We start from the raw sequence: 19,137 nt of genomic DNA on the forward strand, positions 1-19,137 counted from the left end.
GCTCCATGACTGGTTTTCTACGAAGCGCCGGCCGGCGGCAGCTGTGGCTGCTCGGGCTTTTGCTGTGGCTGGGGGGCCTGGCCGGGCCGCTGGCGGCGCGCGGCCAGACTAGGTACCTGACCAAAACGGGCGTAATCTCGTTTTTCTCGGCTTCCATTATGGAAGACATTGAGGCGCGTAACAACAAAGTGGCCGCCGTAGTCGACCTCACTACTGGCCAACTGGCTTTTGCGGTGCCCGTGCGGGAGTTTCAGTTCAAGCGCACCCTTATGCAGGAGCACTTCAACGAGAACTACATGGAATCGGAGAAGTACCCTAAAGCCACCTTCACGGGCCAGATAGTGAACGCCGCGCAGGTAGCCAAGCTGCTGCCCACGGCTGTGCAAAACGTGGAAGTAGAAGGCCAAATGACCATGCACGGCGTGTCACGCAAGGTAGCCGTGTCGGGCACGCTGCAGCAGCGCGATGGCCAGCTGGTGGTGTTCGCCTACTTCAATATCGCGCCGGCCGACTACGCCATCGACATTCCGCTGCTCGTGCGCGAGCACATCGCCAAGTCGGTGAGCGTGCGCGTGAACCTGACTTGCGACGCCGTGGCTCCCGCCGCCGTCGCTCAACCCTAGGCACTTTATTTTTTATTATCTATGAATCAATTAGCTACGTTTATCAGCCGGACCGCGGCCCTAGGTCTACTATTGGCGGGGTTGACCGCGCCCGCCGCCCACGCCCAGGCCGACCTCCTAGGTCAGCTGGAAACCGAAACCAAGAAGGACGCGCCGGCCACCGAGCTGGTCGATGCCACCTTCAAGAGCACGCGCCTCATCAACGGCCACACCGTGGAAACGCCCGGCGAGGGCACGCTGGTTTTTCTATTCTCGCACAACTTCGGCACCATCAACGAAGGCTTTTCTTCGCTCTTCGGGTTCGATAACGCCTCCGTGCGCATCGCGCTCGAGTACGGCCTGACCGACCGCCTGGAGGTGGGCCTAGGGCGCTCGTCGCTGGATAAAACGGTGGATGGCTTTCTGAAGTACCGGGCCCTACGCCAGAGCACCGGGCTGCACGCCATGCCGGTGTCGGTCACGTTGTTTACCTCAGCCGCCGTGGTTACGCAGTCTTATTTTGATAGTTTTGACCGCACGCTGGGTTTGCGCACGGCCTACACCTACCAGGCGCTGATAGCCCGCAAGTTCAGCCCCGAGCTATCGCTGCAACTCATGCCCACGTTGATTCATCGCAACCTGGTGCAGCGTGCCGGCGAGAACAACGACGTGTATGCCCTAGGGGCCGGGGGCCGCTACAAATTCACCAAGCGGTTTTCGGTCAATGCCGAATACCACTACCTGCTGAGCCGGTTCACGGCCGACCACCAGTCCAACTCGGCCGGGTTGGGGGTAGATATCGAGACCGGCGGCCACATTTTTCAGCTCCACGTCAGCAACTCGCCGGGCATGATAGAGAAGCAGTTTATTGCCGAAACCGACAAGACGTTCTTCAGCGGCAACCTGTACTACGGCTTCATCGTGAGCCGCAACTTCACGGTGAAGCAGCGGCACCGCAAGTAGTATTACGGGCACGCTCCAAGCCAAAGGGCCGGTTACTCAGAGGAGTAACCGGCCCTTTTCTTATAAGCTGTTGGGGTTAAATTAAAGCAGTGCAAGAACGGTTGTCATTGCAAGCGCGCACCCACACAGCACTAGTACGACGGCAATACTTGCTCCCTAGGTATGTCATCGCCCGCCTCAGGACCAGGCAGGGGCACGGGGGGCAGCGTGCGCTGCATCCACCAGGCAACGCTACCGAGCGTCGCGGCGGCCACCACCAGCAAGCCCACGTAGTAGCCTGGGCTGAAAAAATCGAGCATGTCTTGCGAGCCGGCGAGCTTAGGATGGCGCATACTACTGAAGGCAAGCAAATTATTGAGCATGTGCAGCCCGATGCACAGCCCCACCGAGCGCGTGCGGTAGTATAGCCAGCCCAATACGATACCCATCAGGGCAGTGGCGATGCTTTGCGCGGGGCTCATGTGCATCACACCAAAGAGCAGCGCCGACTGCCCAATGGCTACCGCCGGCCGGTAGTTGCGCAGCAGGCCTTTCAGGAGAATACCCCGAAAAAATAACTCCTCCAGCACCGGCGCGGCAAAGCAGCCAAACCCCAGCAGCAGGGCGGGGTATCGCGCGATTTCATGGTAAATTTTATCGTTGGGGCTTGGCAAGTGCAGCAGCGCCACCACCGATAGCAGGGTGGCCTGCGCCAGCACTATGGCGGGCAGCAGGGCGTATAGCTGCCACCGCTCCTGCGGCCCCCACAGGGCAAGACCCGACCAGCGCCGGGGCCCGGCCCGCCGCCGCACCCACCAGATAGTCACCACAATGCTAAGCTCGCTCGCCAGGGTTAACCCCGCTAATCGGCCTAGGCCATACGTACCAGTTCGCCAGCCGACCAGCGCCAGTGCTACTAAGCCGAGCAGCAGCGAAATGAGCAGCAGCCAGCCCAGGGCGCCCCAGCTTTCTTTCAGGGTGGGGTAAGCGACGGAGGCCGCCAAGGGCTTGGCGGGCAAAAGTATAGGTTCTTCCAAAGGAGGGGGAGGGCTTACTGGCCAGTAAATAAAGACCAAAAAAAGGCCGGGCAATGCCCGGCCTTCTTATCGCGTGGTGCACGCTGGCATTACACCAGAATGCCTTCGGCAACTACCTCTTTTACTTCGGGTACCATGCGCTTGAGCAGGTTTTCGATGCCCGATTTCAGCGTGACGGTGGCCGAGGGGCAACCCGAGCACGAACCCTGTAGGTTCACGGTCACGATGCCATCGTGGAAGCTTTTGAAGGTGATGTTGCCACCATCTTGCTCCACAGCGGGGCGCACGTAATTGTCGAGCAGGTCGATGATTTTCTGGCTCGTGAAGCCGTCTTGCTGCGTGGGGTCGCCGGCGCTGGCGGCCTGGGCAGCCTTTTGCTCAGCGGCGGGGTCCACGGTGAACAGCGTGCCGCCGGCCTCTACGTAGCTCTTAATGAACTGGCGCAGCTCGGGGATGATGCTCGTCCAGCCCAGCTCGGGCTGGGTTTTGGTGATGGTCACGAAGTTTTGGGCGATGAACACCCGGCCCACGTAGTCGAAGCCGAACAACTCCTGCGCGATGGGCGAGTTGGCTGCCGTCTCCAGCGTGGGGTAGTCCACGCTCACGCCATCGGGCAGCAAGGTGGAGTTGAGCACGAATTTCATGCTCTCGGGGTTGGGCGACGCCTCGGCGTATATGGAAATAGCAGACATGATTTCTAGGTATTTAAGGCTGAAAAAGGCGTCGGCGAGCTGGTAAAACCAGCTGCGCCCGCCTAGCGGTCAAGCAATTTAAACAGTAACAAGGACTAGCCGCGATAGGTTGCGCACAATCGGAATGGCCACCTAGGCGGCCTGCTTGCCTACAGCTGATTGGCCCGCGCGCGCAGCAGCAAGTCGGCCAGCACGAGCTGGGTCATGGCCTCCACGATGGGCACGGCGCGGGGCAGCACGCAGGCATCGTGGCGGCCACGGCCCACCAGCTCGATGCTTTCGCCCTGGTCATTAATGGTATTCTGGCGCTGCAAGAGCGTAGCCACCGGCTTGAACGCGACCCGGAAGTACACGTCCTGGCCGTTGCTGATGCCGCCCTGGCTGCCGCCGCTGTGGTTGGTGCGAGTGCGCACGCGGCCCGCCTCGTCGGTGTAAAACTCGTCGTTGTGCTCCGAGCCGGGCAGCTTGGTGCCCTCGAAGCCCGAGCCGAACTCGAAGCCCTTCACGGCATTAATGCTCAGCAACGCATGACCTAGGACGGCCGGCAGCTTGTCGAACACGGGCTCGCCCAGGCCGGGCGGCAGGCTGGTGGCCACGCCGGTTATCACGCCGCCCACGGTGTCGTGGGCGGCCTGCGCGGCCCGGATGCGCTCCTCCATAAGCGCGGCAGCGGTGGGCTCGGGGCAGCGCACGGCGTTGCTGTCGATGAGGCTGAGGTCGAGGTTCTCGTAGCTTTCGATGAGCTCGACCTCGCCCACGGCCGACACGTAGGCCTTGACCTCGACGCCAAAGTGCGCGAGCAGCCGGGCGGCCACGGCGCCGGCGGCCACGCGGGCGGCCGTTTCGCGGGCCGAGCTGCGGCCGCCGCCGCGGTAGTCGCGGCGGCCGTATTTCACGTCGTAGGTGTAGTCGGCGTGGCTGGGACGGTAGGCGTGCGCAATGTGCGAGTAGTCGTCCGAGCGCTGGTCGGCATTGGCAATAAACAGGCTGATGGGCGTGCCCGTGGTGTAGCCCTCAAACGTGCCCGACTGCACCAGCACGGTATCGGCCTCCTTGCGCGGGGTCGTCAAGTCCGACTGCCCCGGCCGGCGCCTATCCAGCGCGGCCTGAATCTCGGCCACGTCGAGGGGCACGCCCGCCGGGCAGCCATCAATGATTACCCCAATGCCCACCCCGTGCGACTCGCCGAAAGTGGTTATGCGAAAAAGCGTTCCGAAAGAATTCATTTTAAGTAATGAGCGATGAACAATGAGCAATGAACAGCTAGGGGCAATGAGCAGTTGACAATGAGCAATGAACAGGCTAGCTATTCGCTCTGCTCATTGCTCATTGTTAATTGCTCATTGACCTAGCTGCTGCGCCACCAGCCCACGGCGGCCACTACCAGCAGCGCGCCTACCAGCCAGCCGGCGTAGCGGCGCACATCCTGGTACACGTCCAGGGGTTGGAGGCGGCTGTCTGCGCGGGCCAGGGCAGGGCCATAAAACGGGTCTTCGGCGGGGTTGGCGGCCGCGATGGGGCGGGCCACGCCGCGCACCTCGGGCCGCAACTCGGGGCGCAAGGTATCGTAGCGGGCGGTAATGGGGTCGAAAAACGCCAGATGAAACAAGCTATCGAGGGGCAGCACGCCGGGCTGGTGGGGCACCAGCCGGTACCGGAAATTCTTGCGCGGCGTGCCGTCGGGCAGCTTCTCCTCCCGGATGTCGGGGCCGTACACCTCCAGCTGGTCGGTCGAGCGGGGCGTGGGCAGCACCAGGGCCGAGGCGTTGCCGGCGCCATCCACGGCGAAGGTGTACACGAAAGCCTCGCCCGTGCGAAACCGCAGGCCGCTCACGCCCTCGTGCAGCGCGTAGTGGCCCACGGGCACGGCCCCGGCCGGGGCACCGGGCCGGGCCGGCAGCGGGCGCACCGCCACCCGCACGGCCGGCGCGGTGTAGGTTTTGTAGATGGCCAGCTTTTCCTCATCGCCCGGCTGCGGCTTTTTCAGCAGCTTAAACTTGGTCATGATGAGCGCCAGCGGCGGAAAGCGCAGCTCCTGCGCCGTGAGCGGGTAGTAGGTGTTTTCGGCCAGCCGAAAGCGCAGGTACACGGCGCCGCCCCGGCGCACGGTATCGGGCACGATGGCGGCTTCGGCGGCGGGCACCTCCCAGGCGGTGGGCTGCCGCAGCTGCTGCACCAGCTCGGGCAGCTGCTCGGCAAAGTTGTAGAAGTTGAGTACCGCCTGGTCGGCGGGCTGCAAGTACAGGTAGAGCGCTACCCGCACGCCTTCGCCCACGAAAACCTTGGTCTGGTTGGCTTCCAGAGATAGGGAGGCGTGGTCGGGCGGCTCATAGAAATACTTGGGCTTAGGCTTACCTAGGAGCTGGTCGAGCGAGCCAATGGCCTGCCCGGTGCCCACGGTGGCATCGGTGAGCGGCGCCGTGGCGGGCGCGGCGGCCACCCGCACCCGGCCGCCGGGGCTATGCAGCACCTGGCCATTAACGGTAAGGTCAAAAGCCGGAATCTGGTACGTGCCCTCAGCGTAGGGCGCGTAGCGCTGGGTCAGCGTGAGCTCGGCCACGCTGCCGCGGCCCGCCACCAGCCGGGTAGCGGTGGTTTTGGTGAGGCCCGCCTTGCGAAACCCCTCGAGCTCCGGAAACTCGGAGTGGCTGCTGAGGGCCGTCCCGCGCACGCGCACCCCCAGCGAGTAGGTAGCCGTGAGAGGCACCACGGCGGGGCCCGGCACCAGCTCTACCTCGGGAACCGGGGCAGGCTGCTGGGCCCGCGCGGGCCGCCCGCTGCCGCACAGCAGCAGCAGGCTCAGTAGCCAGCCTAGGCCCCGCGGGCCAAAAAGAGCGCACCTAGTCAAGAGTTTCGAGCACCAAAATCGATGGGGAAGTGCAAAGTTCGACAGTTTGGGCGGCCGGTACCAGCCATGGCCGCTTTTGCGGCCGGTTTTTTCTGCCGGGCCCCTGGGTAATAGACTACTACGGGGCCGCTTCCGGGCGGGGTTTACGGATGGCCAAAGCCGCTGAAAATCTACGTAGTTAGCCCTAGCGAAATACTTATTTTTTACCTGCGCCCGGCCGGTGCCCGCCGGGCTTTCAAGGCTGCCTACCTCTTCCGTAGGTATTCCTAGGTTTCACGCCCTGAGTTTTTTGGTCTAACTAAAACATTCTTTTTATATATCCAACTCATTGTTTAACAAAGTATTGCTGAGGCATCCCACTTCCCAGGCCCCCGTAGAAACACCACTACGCTGCACACTACCTAGGGCTTTGCTCAGGGAGTTGCGCCCGGCTAGCCCTCACTCATTTTTTCCTTGTCCCATGTCCCACAACGTTTCCCCTGGCCCGCAGCCACCCGAACCTGGCCTCGACCGGCCGCTGTACTCGCCCATCAAGCGGCGCTCGTTCTTTATGTATGCCGGGGCCACGGCCGGGGCTACGGCGCTGGTGCTGGCCGGCTGCAAAGACGATGAAAATACTGACCCCTCCGTTATCGACGTAGGGTCGGGCGATGCGGGTATTCTCAACTACGCCTATGCCCTAGAGCAGCTCGAAGCGGCTTTCTACACGCAAGTCCGCTCGACCCCCAGTGGCTACTACACCACGGCCAACGCCGTGGAAAAGCAGATTTTTGACGACCTAGCGGGCCACGAAGCCATCCACCGCGACTTCCTGAAGACGGCCATCACAGCCAACGGGTTTACCCCGCTGCAAAACCTGACGCCCGACTTTTCGAGCATCACCTTCACCGACCGTAGCAGCGTGCTCGCCGCCGCCCAAACGTTTGAGGACACCGGCGTGGCCGCCTACAACGGCGCGGGCCGTTTTATCACCAATAATACCTTCCTGGGCCTGGCCGGCAAAATCGTGTCGGTGGAGGCACGCCACGCGGCCCTCATCCGCGACCTGGTAAAGTATAACAGCTTCGTGGACAATACGGTAGTTAATCTCTTTACCCAAACGGCAGGGGCCGCCCCCGGCACAGGCACCGCCAGCTCTACCCAAAACACGCAGGGCAACGGCAACCCCGGCCCCGGCCAGGAGCGCTCGAAGCGCCCGCCCCAAATTCTGCAGGCGGTCAATACGTTTCTGGCGGCCGGCTCCAAGCTGTCGGCCAACAGCTTTGCTTAGTCGGCCCGGTTGTTTTTCATCCTCTAGAGTTAGCATCGCATTATGGATTTCTTCCAACTTCTCTCCGAACTCGACAAAGCCGACCCGGAGTTTATGGACCGCCTTAACCCGCGCCGCCGGGTATTTCAGTACCTAGGTAGCACGGGCAAGAAACTAACCGCCGCGGCGGCCCCGGCCATCCTGGCCTCGTTTTTCAACCGCGCCTACGGCCAAACCACCACGCTGCCCCAGGCCGTGGTAGACGTGCTGAACCTGGCCCTGGGCCTAGAGTACCTCGAATATTACTTCTACGACACGGCCCTAGGTATCAGCGGCCTCGTGCCGGCAGCCGAAACGGCGGCCATCCAGGTCATTCGCAACGATGAGGCGGGGCACATCAACACGCTCCGGGCCGCCCTAGGTGCCTCGGCCATCGCTGACCCTACCCGGGCCGCGTTCGACTACTCGGGGGGCAGCGGCTCCATGGCGGGCCCCATGGCCGCCGCCCTCGTGCCCGGCGGCGTCAACGCCAACGGGGCCATATTCTTCGGGGCCGCCCAGGCCTTTTCCGATACCGGCCAGCGCGCCTACAAAGGCGGCGCGCCCGTGCTGAACACAGCAGCTACGAAAGACATTCTGGAAGCGGCGCTCAACATCCACTCGGTAGAGGCGCGCCACAACTCGCACTTTCGCACGGTGCGCCGCGCCATTGCGGCCAACGCCCTAGGCTCGGCCACGGCTGTGGCAGTTTCGCCCTTCGATGCGGCGCCCAAGAGCTGGATTTCGGGCATTGACAACAACGGCCCCACGGCGCCCAATGGCAGCAAGCCCGCCGCGGCCGTGTATGGCGTCGGCGCTGACCCCACCGCCTACCCCATCGAGAGCAACACCACGCAGGCGGGGGTAAACCTGCTCACCGGCATCGGCACCACGGTGTATACCGCGGCGCAGGCTTCGGAAGCGTTTGACGAGCCCCTCGACCCGGCTACCGTGAAGATCATCGCGCGCATGTTTGTCACGCCGGCCGCCATCACCAACGGCCTGTTTAGGTAGGCGCCCGGCGCTGGTTTGCACCTAGTATTTCGTTGCGCAGAGCCGCTTCCTTCCCGGGAAGCGGCTCTTTTTTTATGCCTTGTGGGGTGCGCAGCCCACTGCCTGCCAAGGCCAGCGGCGCAGCAAAAGCCCAAATCTGCCAGAATAATCCTATGCCCTAAAATCCGACTGGCTTCCAGGCTACGTAGGTCGCTCACAAGCCCGGCACTGTGGTGGCCCGCAAGCTTAGCCAGCCGCGCTGCTTTTGAATTAGTTTTTTCTACTCTAAGCCGCTGACCACTAAGCTCAACATCATTAATTACCGCGCTATTCTACCTGAAGTGTATCTGCCTTTAGTCACTTAGCGTACAAAGCGCTGCCTACGGTTCACACGTAATTCATAGAGTAGCTAACGCCCGTTTTCAGTTTCCTCTTCTTTACCTTTTTCTTTTTCCCATGTCTGATAAAATCCTTTCTGGTCCTCAAGCTCCCGAGGCCAACCTGGACCAGCCGCTGTACTCGCCCATCAAGCGGCGCTCGTTCTTCATGTATGCTGGCGCCACGGCTGGTGCCACGGCACTGGTGTTAGCCGGATGCAAAGACGACAACAACAACAGCCCCGGCATGGTGAATGTGGGCTCGGGAGACGCGGGCGTGCTGAACTACGCATATGCGCTGGAGCAGCTCGAAGCTGACTTCTACACGCAGGTGCGCACCGGCTCATACTACACCGGCTCGACCATTACGGCAGCCGAAAAATCTATCCTGGACGACCTATACTACCACGAGGTTATTCACCGCGACTTTCTGCGCGCCGCCATCACCGGGGCCAACGCTACGCCTATCAAGCCGCTGACCACCGTTTACCCAGCTGGCACTTTCAGCAGCCGGGCTTCGGTACTGGGCACGGCCAAGGCTTTTGAGGACCTAGGCGTAGCTGCTTACAACGGCGCTGGCCAGTACATCACCACGCCGCTGTACCTCTACATCGCTGGCAAAATTGTATCGGTTGAAGCCCGCCACGCCGCCATCATCCGCGACTTGGTTTCGGAAGGCACTTTCGTAGGTAACGACGTTATCACCCTCACCTCGGCAAACAAGGCTACCGGCGACACCAACTACGCCCCGGCCAATTCGAGCCTGGAGCGTTCGATGACGCCCTCGGAAGTAGTAGCCATCGCGAATACTTTCCTGGCCGACGGTTCCAAGCTTGACGTTTCGGGCCTTCGCTAATCTAGCCTATCTCGGCTTTTCCTAACTTCTTATTTGCCAGTATCATGAATTTCTTTCAAATTATCTCCGAGATAGAGAAGGTTGACCCCGAGGTGTATGACCGCCTCGATTCGCGTCGCTCTATCTTCAAAAATATGGCTGGCCTAGGCCAGAAGCTAACCGCCGCGGCCATTCCGCTGGCTGTCGGCGCCATCTTCAACAAAGCATACGCCCAAACGCCCGTTGGCGCTGGTGTAAACGACGTCCTGAACTTCGCCCTGAAGCTTGAGTACCTGGAGTCGTACTTCTACAACGCTCGCACGGCCGTAACCGGCCTGAGCGCAGCTAATAGGTCGGCCTTGGACCTGATTGCTACTGACGAAGCTAACCACGTTACCTTCCTGCGGGCGGTACTGGGTTCGGCCGCCATCGCGGCGCCCGCTACTACCGGCGTGTTTGACTTTACTGGCGGCGGCCGCTTCAATCCTACTGACCCAACTACCTATCTTGCTCTAGCCCAGTCGCTGGAAGATACAGGCGTGCGTGCTTACAAAGGCGCTGCTCCTTTGATAATGGCTAATAAAACGGTGCTCACGGCAGCCCTCAACATTCACTCGGTAGAAGCTCGCCACGCTTCGCAGTTGCGGGCTATGCGCCGGGCTGGTATCAACAGCAGCACACCTTCGCAGGGTGTCGCTGTGTCACCATATAGCGGCCTCACGGGCGCTCCCAAAAGCTGGATTTCGGGCACTGATGGCGGCGGCGTAATACCCACTGCGAATGCTATTCGGGGCTTCTCTACGGCCGCTATCTATGGTGCTGGCAACAATACAAACGCCCTCGCCACCATCACTTATGCAGCCGAAGATAACGTTAGCCAAGGTGGCGTAACATTGTCGGCTACCACGCTCACGGCCACGGCTGGCTTCCCCGCTACTGCTTACTCGGAAGCCTTCGACGAAGGTTTGGATGTGGGCACGGTAGCTGCCATCGCCAACAACTTCTCGGTTAGCGGCACCTACTTCAACTAGGTTCCCAGATGTAACTGCGCTAGCCCCGAAAGCTAGTGCTACTCAAAGGCCGGCTTCTAAGAAGCCGGCCTTTTTTGGCTTCGCTACGGTCGAGTTTACGAGGTGAGTTGCCTGAAAAATTATTTACCTCCTTTTTAGCAGATTACAAATCCCTTAAGAAGTAGGCTTTAACTAATTTTCTTCACTGCCACTCCCCGCCCTACGCGATAAAGCCATTCAATTTGAAGCAATTACTTAATGGAGCAAGTGGGTCAAACAAAAAATTTCTTGAATATATTTGAGTAGCAATTAGCCATTGTTAGCGGCCTAAATGTGCAAAAAAAGCGGCCTAGCTTGCTTTTTGCGCGTATAAAGTAGCCGCAGTTAGCATCCGCCATATTCTCTCTCATTCCTCTCTCCCACCCGCTATGTTAGACTACGTGAAAACAATCTTGCTCAAGGTTAGCTTCAGCAAAATCCTGTTTGAAAAAGAGCTGCGCAAAGCACTCCGCCACGTGTTACCCGCCGAGCTACCCGACTTTCGCACGTGGTGCTACGAGCAGTTTTCCCGCCTCTACTGGGCGGTCATGAATCGCATTTTTGCTCAGCACACTATCGCTGGCACTCCCTTAGTTTCCTAGGTCTGGCTGGCTTTGGCCAGTCACAAACTTGATATTTCGCTTCAGGCCCTCATAGCCCGTGCGCTTGAGGGCCGACTGCCGAAACAGCGCCTGAAATACTTCGTGGGTAATGTCCTGCCAGTCGCTGGCCGACAGGTTTTTCAGGTCCGGGTGCGGCGCAAATTGCGGCTCCTGTGTAGGCTTCGAAAAACGGTTCCAAGGACATACATCCTGGCAGATATCGCAGCCAAATACCCAGTTGCCGAACTGCCCGGCCACATCCTGCGGAATAAACTGGTCTTTGAGCTCAATGGTGAAGTAGCTGATGCATTTGCTGCCATCGACCACGTATGGCTCGGTAATAGCCTGCGTGGGGCACGCATCGACGCACTTGGTACAGGTGCCGCAGTAGTCCCGGATGGCCCCATCGTACTCCAGCTCCACATCCACAATCAGCTCGGCAATGAAGTAGAACGAGCCCGCGCCCGGCGTAATGAGGTTGGAATTCTTACCAACCCACCCTAGGCCGCCTTTTTTGGCCCACGCCTTATCCAGCACCGGCGCCGAGTCCACAAAGCAGCGCCCGCCTACCTCTCCAATATTAGCCTGCATGTCGGCCAGCAGGGTTTTAAGCTTGTCCTTGATGACAAAGTGGTAATCGCGCCCGTAGGCATACTTACTGATTTTCAGCGTGTCGTCGGGCTGCTGGTCTTCGGCGGGCGGGTAGTAGTTGAGCAGCAGCGAAATGACGGACTTGGCCCCATCCACGAGCAGGCGCGGGTCGAGGCGCTTGTCGAAGTGGTTTTCCATGTAGGCCATCTTGCCATTCATGCCGCGCTTGAGCCAGTTTTCGAGCCTAGGGGCCTCTTCTTCCAGAAACTCGGCCTTGGAAATACCGCAGGCCATAAACCCTAGCTCCGCCGCGCGGCGCTTGATGTAGGGCGTCCATTCGGCGTGCAGGAGCATTAGGTAGTAGTCAATTGAACCTCAAAGAAACGAAGAACGCGCCGCTGGGGGCGGCGCGTTCCGTTGGATGTACCGTGGACTCTGTGAGTCCGCGTGTGGGTGTGGTAACGCGCAGACTAAAAGTCCGCGCTACAGCCTACGACGTAATCTCGCCAAACAAGTCGCCGTTATTACCGCGCAAGTGGTTGGGCAGCAAGCGTCCTAGGTGCTGGTAAGCCGCCTCGGTGGCCTCGCGGCCGCGGGCCGTGCGCTTGATGTAGCCTTCCTGAATGAGAAAGGGCTCGTACACTTCCTCGATGGTTTCGCCTTCCTCACCGCAAGCCGTGGCGATGGTGCTGATACCCACCGGGCCACCTTTGAACTTGTCGATGATGGTGGTGAGAATGCGCTTGTCCATGTCGTCGAGGCCGCGGGCGTCTACGTCGAGCGCGTTTAGGGCAAACTGCGCGATTTCGACCGTGATGGTACCGTTGCCTTTGATTTGGGCAAAGTCGCGGGTGCGGCGCAGCAGGTTGTTAGCAATGCGGGGCGTGCCGCGCGAGCGGCGGGCAATCTCAAACGCCGCGTCTTCGTGGATGGGCGTTTGCAGAATCTCGGCCGAACGCAGCACGATAGTGGTCAGCAGCTTGGAGTCATAATACTCTAAGCGGGCCGCGATGCCGAAGCGGGCGCGCAGCGGCGCCGTGAGCATGCCCGAGCGCGTAGTAGCCCCGATGAGCGTGAAGGGCGAGAGCGAAATCTGCACCGAGCGGGCATTGGGGCCCGAGTCGAGCATGATGTCGATGCGGTAGTCCTCCATCGCCGAGTACAAGTACTCTTCCACTACCGGGTTGAGGCGGTGAATCTCGTCAATAAAAAGCACGTCGTGCGGCTCGAGGTTGGTGAGCAGGCCGGCGAGGTCGCTGGGCTTATCGAGCACCGGGCCGCTGGTCATCTTGATACCCGCGCCCAGCTCGTTGGCAATGATGTGCGAGAGCGTGGTTTTGCCCAGGCCGGGGGGGCCGTGCAGCAGCACGTGGTCGAGGGCATCGCCGCGCTGCTTAGCCGCCGCTACGAATACCTTCAGGTTTTCCAGGATTTTATCCTGGCCCGTGAAGTCATCGAAACTGAGCGGGCGCAGGGCCTTGTCGATGTCCTTGTCGGTGGCGTCGAAACTTTCGTTGCCGCCGGTGAGATAGGCTTCGCGCATGGTTGGTAGTGATTAGTTGCTCGTGGTAAATTGGCCGTTGGGAACGGACTATTGGCTAACCAAATTAGTTAGCAAAAAGCTCCCTAGGTAGCCGCAAAACCAATCTTATTCGCGCGGTAGCAACACTTCGATTTCGAGGTGCAGCCAGTCGTCTTCCCAGGCCTTGTGCGCTAGGCGAGCGGCCAGCGGATAGCCGGCATCGAGCAGGCGCGCCACCGTCTCGTTGCGGGTTTCGGGCAGGTAGCCGAGCCAATAGCTAGCCTTGTCGCCGGCCGCACCCGAGTGCACTTTCACGGCCCAGTCGTCGTACTTGCTATCGGCCTCGCGCTCGAGGCGCAGCGCCTGGCCTACTTTGAGCTTCTTTTCCTGCGCGGGTAGTTCGGGGCGGTGGGAAGTGCCCGCAACAAGGCATTCCAGCAAAACGAGGGGGGAAGAATCAGCCATAGCGTGAGAAAGAATAAGCGGCGCCGACCCTTTCGCAAACGGCCGGCAGCCCAGGCACGGGCTAAAAGTAAGGCTTTTTTACGCTAGTAGCCCATTTTATAAGCCGTTAGCCCTTGGCTGCTAGCCACTAGCCTCCCACCGAAGAGGGAGCTAACGGCTAACAGCCAAGGGCTAATGGCTCAGAAATAGGAAGTTAGTCTTTCAAATCGCCGCCATCCACGTTGTGCTGGTCGAGGCGGTCGGGGGCTTTGTTACTGTTTTGCTCGGTGTCGTGGCCGCGCTTGCTGGCGCCCTGGCCGCTGCTGCCGATGTGGGCCGCCACGCCATCGCTGGTCTGGTCATCGGCTGGCACGTTGGGGTCAAAGTTGCCATCGCCCGATCGGGTGCGCAAGCGGTGGGCTAGGTCAGGGTCGGGGCCACCCTGGCGCATGTCATCGGCTTGCTCCAGGTAAGCTTCTTTGTCGTGCTCGCGGCGCTCCTGGCGGCGGGTTTCGGCATTCTCGTGGGGCTGATATTCTTCTTTTTCAGTAGACATAAGGAACAGCAGGAATGAGCGTGTTTTTAATTATACGACGGGTAATCGCAAGGTGTTGACCGGGTGATTTTTAAAGAAAGCTGGGGTATCCACCCTACTCTGCTACGCGTGAGTACCTTTCCCATTCCATCTTCATTTTTATTTCATGAAAAAGATTTTGCTTCTCGTGGTGCTTGGGTTAACTGCGGCTGGCTCGTGGGCCTTCTACCCCAAGGCCGCCGCGCCCACCGGCTACCTCATGGTGGTGGGCAGCGGCCGGCCGGGCACTACCTCATCGGTCCCCGAAATCACGACCATCCAGCCCGATGGCACGCGCCAAGTGCAGCGGCTACCCGAAATCAAAATTGGTACGGAGCGCAACAGCACTGCCGCCGCCGTGGAGATGCACCGGGTAGAACTACTGAAAATCAATGCGCTAGTGGCGCAGGGCTGGCGCGTGGCGCACGTTACGCAGAGCACGGTGGGCGTGGGCGCCACCACCGAAACGGTGTACCTGCTGGAGCGACCCTAGGGATGCCGCCGGCCGTATATTAGCCTTATGCTACGCACCGACCTCATCACCATCGACCCGGAAATTACGGGCGGCACGCCGGTTTTTACGGGCACCCGGGTGCCTATCAGCCGCTTGTTTAGCTACCTGCGCGCTGGGCATCCGCTGGCGGAGTTTCTACTAGATTACCCAACAGTGGAGCAAGAGCAAGCCCAACGTGTACTCGATGCGGCAGTAGCGGCCCTGTTACCAGCGCACCTACGAGTCGAGCCGGCTCAAATTGATTTCTCCTATACGGAGCAGCCCCATGAAACTGCTGCTTGATGAAGACCTACCGAGCAAGCTCCGCTACCGCCTCCGGCCCGAGCACGATGCTGTATCGGTGCAGGATATGGGCTGGCACGGCAAGAAAAATGGCGAACTGCTGCGCCTGATGGAAACCGTCGGGATTCAGGCCCTACTTACCGGCGACAAGCAGATGCAGCAGCAGCAGAACTGGCGCAGTTATCCATTACCAGTGCTGGTATTTGATACTGTCGGCGACCAGTACGACGATTACAATGCGTTGATTCCGCAGGTGAAGGAGTTGTTAGCCCGGCCGGGGCTAGCGGGCGGCGTGCACGTGGTGCAAGCCTGAGCTTACTCACTTAGTCGATTCCCAAATCATACACAAAGCGACTGTCGGGCTTAATCTCGCTTACTTCTACCCCACTGGAGTCGCTTGTTATGCCAATAATGGCCTGCAACACCTCGTATTGATTTTGCCAGGGCTTGGTTAGCAAAAACTCATAATTACACGCTAGTGTCCAATCGATTAAGTCCGCAAAGTAGCAAGAATTTGGGTCCGGTGGCGTGATGGCCGTCGCCCACTTGAATAACTGATTAAGCCAGCCGCGCGCTCGTGGCGGCCGCAACCAGCCGATTTCTGGCAACTGCCAGCTTATCTGGTCAGCTAACCACTGAGCGTACCGCGCCCAAACTTTACCACTGGGCAGCAAGTCGGCCAACTTAGTGTTCGCAACTGGCGCATGTTCAGCGAACAGCGTTTGTAATTGTCGCTCAACAACCTCTCGGCTAGGTGAAATAGCCTCTACGGGAACGCTCAAATATTGACTTACCCAAGCGGCAACGTCAACTGGGGTAGACAATGTTTCTGCTACCGCATCGGGCACTTCTACTTCGAAATATTTTTCGAAGCGCACCAATAGTTCTACCGAATCGAGCCCCATAAATAAGCCAACCAACATAAAAACGGCCATTTCCGGAAAGAAACAGCCGTTTTTATGTTAGGATAAAACTCTACTTAAACGCCTGAATACCCGTGATATCAGCGCCCGTAATGAGCAAGTGAATATCGTGCGTGCCCTCGTAAGTCACCACCGATTCCAGGTTCATCATGTGGCGCATGATGGGGTACTCGCCCGTGATGCCCATGCCGCCGTGAATCTGGCGCGCCTCGCGGGCTACGTGCAAGGCCATTTCAACCGAGTTGCGCTTGGCCATCGAGATTTGGGCGCTCGTGGCTTTGCCCTCGTTTTTGAGCACACCTAGGCGCCAGGCCAGCAGCTGGGCCTTGGTGATTTCAGTAATCATTTCGGCTAGCTTCTTTTGCTGGAGCTGGAAGCTAGCGATGGGCTTGCCGAACTGCTCGCGCTGCAACGAGTATTTCAGGGCCGACTCGTAGCAGTCGATGGCCGCGCCGATGGCGCCCCAGGCGATGCCGAAGCGGGCCGAATCGAGGCAGCTCAGCGGGCCTTTTAGACCTTCCACGTTGGGCAGGATATTCTCCCTAGGTATGCGCACGTTGTCGAATACCAGCTCGCCGGTGATGCTGGCGCGCAGGCTCCATTTGTTGTGGATTTCGGGGGTAGTGAAGCCTTCCATGCCGCGCTCCACAATGACGCCCTTAATGCGGCCCTGCTCGTTTTTGGCCCACACCACGGCCACCTGGCACTCGGGCGAGTTCGATATCCAGAGCTTGGCACCGTTCAGGATAAAGTCATCGCCGTCGGCTTTGATGTTGGTGGTCATGCCGCCGGGGTTCGAGCCGTGGTCGGGCTCGGTGAGGCCAAAGCAGCCCAGCCACTCGCCGCTGGCTAGCTTAGGCAAGAACTTGCGGCGCTGCGCTTCCGAGCCGTATTGGTAGATGGGAAACATCACCAGCGAGCCCTGCACCGAGGCCGTGGAGCGCATGCCCGAGTCGCCGCGCTCAATCTCCTGCATGATAAGGCCGTAGCTGATGTAATCCATACCGCCGCCGCCGTACTCCTGCGGGATGGTGGGCCCAAAGGCGCCCACATTGCCAAACTTGCGCACGATTTCCGAAGGGAAGTGCGCCTGCTGCGCCCACTGCTCGATGCTGGGCGAAATCTCCTTTTTGACGAAGTCGCGGATACTCTGGCGCACCAGGATATTTTCCTCGGTAAGCAGGCCATCGAGGTCAAAATAATCGGTGAAGCCGTTGGAATTGGTGCTGCCTTTTTGGGCAGTGTGGGCTTTGGCTTCGGGCGAGAGTATGTCGGCGATGGAGGACATGGGCGGGGCGGGCTAAGGTTGAGGCAAATGTAGCGCGGCTAGATGTACCGTGGACCCTGCGGGTCCGCGTGCGAGTGGCTACTTGGTGGGCTACCTACTCGCGGACCCGCAGGGTCCACGGTACACCTAGCCGCGCTATTGGTAAACCACCGTCAGCGCAATTTCCTCCCCTACCCCGGCGGTGCCGCTTACTTCGACCTCGGCGCCGCCCGGCAATTGCACCCGCAGCCGCCCGACGGGCAGCACGGCCAGCACCCGGCCCACCACCGTAGCCGGCGCGGCCACGGCCGCGGGCGGCCCCACGCGCAGCACCTGGCCCAGGTCCAGCTCCACCACGCGAGTGGCGAGGCGGGCTATCTCGGCGGGGTCGTGGCTGATGAGCACAGTGGTGAGCCCAAACTGCCGGTGCACCTCGCCCAGGGCGGCTTGCAGGCGCAGGCGGGTGGGCAGGTCGAGGGCCGACAGCGGCTCGTCGAGCAGCAGCAGGCGCGGGCGGCGGGCCAGGGCGCGGGCCAGCGCCACGCGCTGCTGCTGGCCGCCCGAGAGCGCCGCCGGCCGGCGCGTGGCTAATTCCGTAAGCTCCAGCAGTTCCAACAGCTCGCTCACAATCTGCCTGGCAGCGGGCTGGCCACTGGCGGCAAAGGCCAGGTTTTCGCGCACCGTCATGTTGGGAAATAGGGCGTAGTCCTGAAACACGAACCCTAGGGGGCGGCGCTGCGGCGGCAGCCACTGGCGGCTGGCTTGATCGTACCACGGCTGGCCTTCGACGCGCAAAAAGCCGCCGTCGGGCCGGGTGAGGCCGGCCAGCATCCGCAGCAGCGTGGTTTTGCCGGCGCCCGAGGGGCCGCTGAGGGCCAGCAGCTCGCCGGGCGCCAGCGTGAGGGCCACGTCGAGGGTGCGCGGGCCGGCGGCGGTGTGCAGGGCTTTGGTGAGGTGAAACTCAATCACGGGGTAAGGTTCGCTTTCGTCTGGTTCGGCCGGCTGCCTGCTTACAAACGCGAACTACAACTGAAAGTCAGCGTAGCTAAAGTTCGCGCTACGGCACCGCCGACGCTAGGAGAGATGGGCGGCGTTTTTCTTAGAAAACCAGTACAGCGCCACCAAAATACTGAAGGCCACGGCCAGCAGCGTGCCCGCGTAGGCATTGGCCTGGTCGTATTGCAGGCTCTGCACCTCGTCGTAGATGGCAATGGACGCCACCCGCGTGCGGCCGGGCAGGTTGCCGCCTATCATCAGCACCACCCCAAACTCGCCCAGGGTGTGGGCGAAGGTGAGCACGGCGCCATTGAGCAGCGCGGGCTTCATATTGGGCAGCAGCACCCGCCAGAGCGTGGTAAGCCGCGACTTGCCCAGCGTGTACGCCGCCTCGGTGAGCGAGCGCGGCAGCTGCCGAAACCCCGCCTGCAACGGCTGCATCATAAACGGCAGGCTGTACACCAACGACCCCACCAGGATGCCGGGGAAGGTAAAATTCAGACTCAACCCCAGTTTCTCAATCAGGAAGCGCCCTAGGGCAGTGCTGTCGCTGAAGGCCAGCAGCAGGTAAAAGCCAATCACGGTGGGCGGCAGCACCAGCGGCAGGCTCACGACGGCCTCGGCCAGCGGGCGCAGGCGGCTGCGGCTGTGCGCCAGCGCATAGGCCAGCGGCAGGCACAGCACCAGCAGCAGCACGGCAGTGCACAGCGCCAGGGCCAAGGTTAGGCGCAGGGTTTGCCAGTAATCAGGAGGCATTAA

General features: G+C 60.5%; 22 protein-coding genes. 10 read left to right on the forward strand and 12 right to left on the reverse strand.

All coding sequences use genetic code 11. The features are described 5' to 3' along the window. Positions 1-5: 5 nt before the first annotated feature. Positions 6-623 carry a YceI family protein gene (locus tag ACFSDX_RS13950; protein WP_382314526.1) on the forward strand — a complete coding sequence of 206 codons (618 nt, stop codon included), beginning with the start codon at positions 6-8 and terminating at the stop codon, positions 621-623. Positions 624-644: 21 nt separating this feature from the next. Next, positions 645-1,565, forward strand: coding sequence for a DUF5777 family beta-barrel protein (locus ACFSDX_RS13955; protein WP_382314527.1), 921 nt, complete (start codon positions 645-647; stop codon positions 1,563-1,565). A gap of 131 nt (positions 1,566-1,696) precedes the next feature. Here the strand turns inward: ACFSDX_RS13955 and ACFSDX_RS13960 are convergent, their stop codons facing one another. From ACFSDX_RS13960 to ACFSDX_RS13975, 4 genes are all read right to left on the reverse strand, one after another. Beyond that, the gene (locus ACFSDX_RS13960) at positions 1,697-2,563 is read right to left on the reverse strand and encodes a CPBP family intramembrane glutamic endopeptidase (protein ID WP_382314528.1); all 867 of its coding nucleotides are present in this window, start codon (positions 2,561-2,563) and stop codon (positions 1,697-1,699) included. Positions 2,564-2,670: 107 nt separating this feature from the next. After that, complete coding sequence (locus ACFSDX_RS13965; protein WP_382314529.1) at positions 2,671-3,273, reverse strand: NifU family protein; 603 nt, start codon at positions 3,271-3,273, stop codon at positions 2,671-2,673. A 149-nt stretch (positions 3,274-3,422) separates the two neighbouring features. Beyond that, complete coding sequence (gene aroC / locus ACFSDX_RS13970; RefSeq protein WP_382314530.1) at positions 3,423-4,499, reverse strand: chorismate synthase; 1,077 nt, start codon at positions 4,497-4,499, stop codon at positions 3,423-3,425. A 122-nt stretch (positions 4,500-4,621) separates the two neighbouring features. Then, entirely contained in the window at positions 4,622-6,121 is a 1,500-nt protein-coding gene (locus ACFSDX_RS13975; protein WP_382314531.1) for a BatD family protein, read from the reverse strand. A gap of 460 nt (positions 6,122-6,581) precedes the next feature. Here ACFSDX_RS13975 and ACFSDX_RS13980 point away from each other — a divergent pair, with 460 nt between their 5' ends. From ACFSDX_RS13980 to ACFSDX_RS14000, 5 genes are all read left to right on the forward strand, one after another. Continuing rightward, complete coding sequence (locus ACFSDX_RS13980) at positions 6,582-7,391, forward strand: ferritin-like domain-containing protein (protein ID WP_382314533.1); 810 nt, start codon at positions 6,582-6,584, stop codon at positions 7,389-7,391. A 42-nt stretch (positions 7,392-7,433) separates the two neighbouring features. After that, on the forward strand, positions 7,434-8,423 hold the full coding sequence (locus ACFSDX_RS13985; RefSeq protein WP_382314535.1) for a ferritin-like domain-containing protein: 990 nt from the start codon (positions 7,434-7,436) through the stop codon (positions 8,421-8,423). A gap of 435 nt (positions 8,424-8,858) precedes the next feature. After that, positions 8,859-9,635 carry a ferritin-like domain-containing protein gene (locus ACFSDX_RS13990; protein WP_382314537.1) on the forward strand — a complete coding sequence of 259 codons (777 nt, stop codon included), beginning with the start codon at positions 8,859-8,861 and terminating at the stop codon, positions 9,633-9,635. A gap of 44 nt (positions 9,636-9,679) precedes the next feature. Beyond that, a complete protein-coding gene (locus ACFSDX_RS13995; protein ID WP_382314538.1) occupies positions 9,680-10,645 on the forward strand; it encodes a ferritin-like domain-containing protein in 966 nt (321 codons plus the stop codon). Between the two features lie 419 nt (positions 10,646-11,064). Continuing rightward, positions 11,065-11,265 (forward strand): hypothetical protein, encoded by a 201-nt coding sequence (locus ACFSDX_RS14000; protein WP_382314540.1) that lies wholly within the window; start codon positions 11,065-11,067, stop codon positions 11,263-11,265. Here the strand turns inward: ACFSDX_RS14000 and queG are convergent. From queG to ACFSDX_RS14020, 4 genes are all read right to left on the reverse strand, one after another. Further along, a complete protein-coding gene (gene queG, locus ACFSDX_RS14005; protein WP_382314542.1) occupies positions 11,254-12,210 on the reverse strand; it encodes a tRNA epoxyqueuosine(34) reductase QueG in 957 nt (318 codons plus the stop codon). The two genes, ACFSDX_RS14000 and queG, sit on opposite strands and share 12 nt — an antisense overlap. A 136-nt stretch (positions 12,211-12,346) precedes the next feature. Then, positions 12,347-13,399 carry a Holliday junction branch migration DNA helicase RuvB gene (ruvB, locus tag ACFSDX_RS14010; RefSeq protein ID WP_382314544.1) on the reverse strand — a complete coding sequence of 351 codons (1,053 nt, stop codon included), beginning with the start codon at positions 13,397-13,399 and terminating at the stop codon, positions 12,347-12,349. Positions 13,400-13,504: 105 nt separating this feature from the next. Beyond that, the gene (locus tag ACFSDX_RS14015; RefSeq protein WP_382314546.1) at positions 13,505-13,843 is read right to left on the reverse strand and encodes an HIRAN domain-containing protein; all 339 of its coding nucleotides are present in this window, start codon (positions 13,841-13,843) and stop codon (positions 13,505-13,507) included. A gap of 193 nt (positions 13,844-14,036) precedes the next feature. Beyond that, complete coding sequence (locus ACFSDX_RS14020; protein ID WP_382314548.1) at positions 14,037-14,378, reverse strand: hypothetical protein; 342 nt, start codon at positions 14,376-14,378, stop codon at positions 14,037-14,039. 145 nt (positions 14,379-14,523) lie between these two features. On the opposite strand from ACFSDX_RS14020, the gene ACFSDX_RS14025 reads away from it, so the two are divergent. The 3 genes from ACFSDX_RS14025 to ACFSDX_RS14035 are packed head-to-tail and all read left to right on the forward strand — an operon-like array spanning position 14,524 to position 15,505. Further along, positions 14,524-14,889: a hypothetical protein gene (locus ACFSDX_RS14025; RefSeq protein WP_382314549.1), complete on the forward strand. Its 366-nt coding sequence runs from the start codon at positions 14,524-14,526 to the stop codon at positions 14,887-14,889. 27 nt (positions 14,890-14,916) lie between these two features. Then, the gene (locus tag ACFSDX_RS14030; RefSeq protein WP_382314551.1) at positions 14,917-15,192 is read left to right on the forward strand and encodes a DUF433 domain-containing protein; all 276 of its coding nucleotides are present in this window, start codon (positions 14,917-14,919) and stop codon (positions 15,190-15,192) included. Next, the gene (locus tag ACFSDX_RS14035; protein WP_382314553.1) at positions 15,176-15,505 is read left to right on the forward strand and encodes a DUF5615 family PIN-like protein; all 330 of its coding nucleotides are present in this window, start codon (positions 15,176-15,178) and stop codon (positions 15,503-15,505) included. Before ACFSDX_RS14030 ends, ACFSDX_RS14035 begins: the two co-directional genes overlap by 17 nt. Positions 15,506-15,515: 10 nt before the next feature. On the opposite strand, the gene ACFSDX_RS14040 is transcribed toward ACFSDX_RS14035, so the two are convergent. The 4 genes from ACFSDX_RS14040 to modB all read right to left on the reverse strand — a co-directional run bounded on the left by ACFSDX_RS14040 (position 15,516) and on the right by modB (position 19,134). Next, positions 15,516-16,127 (reverse strand): hypothetical protein, encoded by a 612-nt coding sequence (locus ACFSDX_RS14040; protein ID WP_382314555.1) that lies wholly within the window; start codon positions 16,125-16,127, stop codon positions 15,516-15,518. A gap of 40 nt (positions 16,128-16,167) precedes the next feature. Beyond that, positions 16,168-17,403: an acyl-CoA dehydrogenase family protein gene (locus ACFSDX_RS14045; protein WP_382314557.1), complete on the reverse strand. Its 1,236-nt coding sequence runs from the start codon at positions 17,401-17,403 to the stop codon at positions 16,168-16,170. Positions 17,404-17,538: 135 nt separating this feature from the next. Continuing rightward, complete coding sequence (locus ACFSDX_RS14050) at positions 17,539-18,351, reverse strand: ATP-binding cassette domain-containing protein (protein WP_382314559.1); 813 nt, start codon at positions 18,349-18,351, stop codon at positions 17,539-17,541. A 105-nt stretch (positions 18,352-18,456) separates the two neighbouring features. Continuing rightward, positions 18,457-19,134, reverse strand: coding sequence for a molybdate ABC transporter permease subunit (gene modB / locus ACFSDX_RS14055; protein ID WP_382314561.1), 678 nt, complete (start codon positions 19,132-19,134; stop codon positions 18,457-18,459). Positions 19,135-19,137 lie beyond the last annotated feature (3 nt).

Origin of the sequence: Hymenobacter bucti (assembly GCF_042681145.1) — a bacterium.
GTDB lineage: Bacteria > Bacteroidota > Bacteroidia > Cytophagales > Hymenobacteraceae > Hymenobacter > Hymenobacter bucti.

Coding starts and splice junctions, on each gene's coding strand:
- ACFSDX_RS13985 (WP_382314535.1), top strand. CDS start 7,434: ATGGATTTCTTCCAACTTCTCTCCGAACTCGACAAAGCCGACCCGGAG.
- ACFSDX_RS14015 (WP_382314546.1), bottom strand. CDS start 13,843: ATGGCTGATTCTTCCCCCCTCGTTTTGCTGGAATGCCTTGTTGCGGGC.
- ACFSDX_RS14035 (WP_382314553.1), top strand. CDS start 15,176: ATGAAACTGCTGCTTGATGAAGACCTACCGAGCAAGCTCCGCTACCGC.
- ACFSDX_RS14040 (WP_382314555.1), bottom strand. CDS start 16,127: ATGGCCGTTTTTATGTTGGTTGGCTTATTTATGGGGCTCGATTCGGTA.
- ACFSDX_RS13980 (WP_382314533.1), top strand. CDS start 6,582: ATGTCCCACAACGTTTCCCCTGGCCCGCAGCCACCCGAACCTGGCCTC.
- ACFSDX_RS13955 (WP_382314527.1), top strand. CDS start 645: ATGAATCAATTAGCTACGTTTATCAGCCGGACCGCGGCCCTAGGTCTA.
- ACFSDX_RS14030 (WP_382314551.1), top strand. CDS start 14,917: ATGCTACGCACCGACCTCATCACCATCGACCCGGAAATTACGGGCGGC.
- aroC (WP_382314530.1), bottom strand. CDS start 4,499: ATGAATTCTTTCGGAACGCTTTTTCGCATAACCACTTTCGGCGAGTCG.
- ACFSDX_RS13995 (WP_382314538.1), top strand. CDS start 9,680: ATGAATTTCTTTCAAATTATCTCCGAGATAGAGAAGGTTGACCCCGAG.
- ACFSDX_RS13950 (WP_382314526.1), top strand. CDS start 6: ATGACTGGTTTTCTACGAAGCGCCGGCCGGCGGCAGCTGTGGCTGCTC.
- modB (WP_382314561.1), bottom strand. CDS start 19,134: ATGCCTCCTGATTACTGGCAAACCCTGCGCCTAACCTTGGCCCTGGCG.
- ACFSDX_RS13990 (WP_382314537.1), top strand. CDS start 8,859: ATGTCTGATAAAATCCTTTCTGGTCCTCAAGCTCCCGAGGCCAACCTG.
- ACFSDX_RS14020 (WP_382314548.1), bottom strand. CDS start 14,378: ATGTCTACTGAAAAAGAAGAATATCAGCCCCACGAGAATGCCGAAACC.
- ACFSDX_RS14045 (WP_382314557.1), bottom strand. CDS start 17,403: ATGTCCTCCATCGCCGACATACTCTCGCCCGAAGCCAAAGCCCACACT.
- queG (WP_382314542.1), bottom strand. CDS start 12,210: ATGCTCCTGCACGCCGAATGGACGCCCTACATCAAGCGCCGCGCGGCG.
- ruvB (WP_382314544.1), bottom strand. CDS start 13,399: ATGCGCGAAGCCTATCTCACCGGCGGCAACGAAAGTTTCGACGCCACC.
- ACFSDX_RS14025 (WP_382314549.1), top strand. CDS start 14,524: ATGAAAAAGATTTTGCTTCTCGTGGTGCTTGGGTTAACTGCGGCTGGC.
- ACFSDX_RS13965 (WP_382314529.1), bottom strand. CDS start 3,273: ATGTCTGCTATTTCCATATACGCCGAGGCGTCGCCCAACCCCGAGAGC.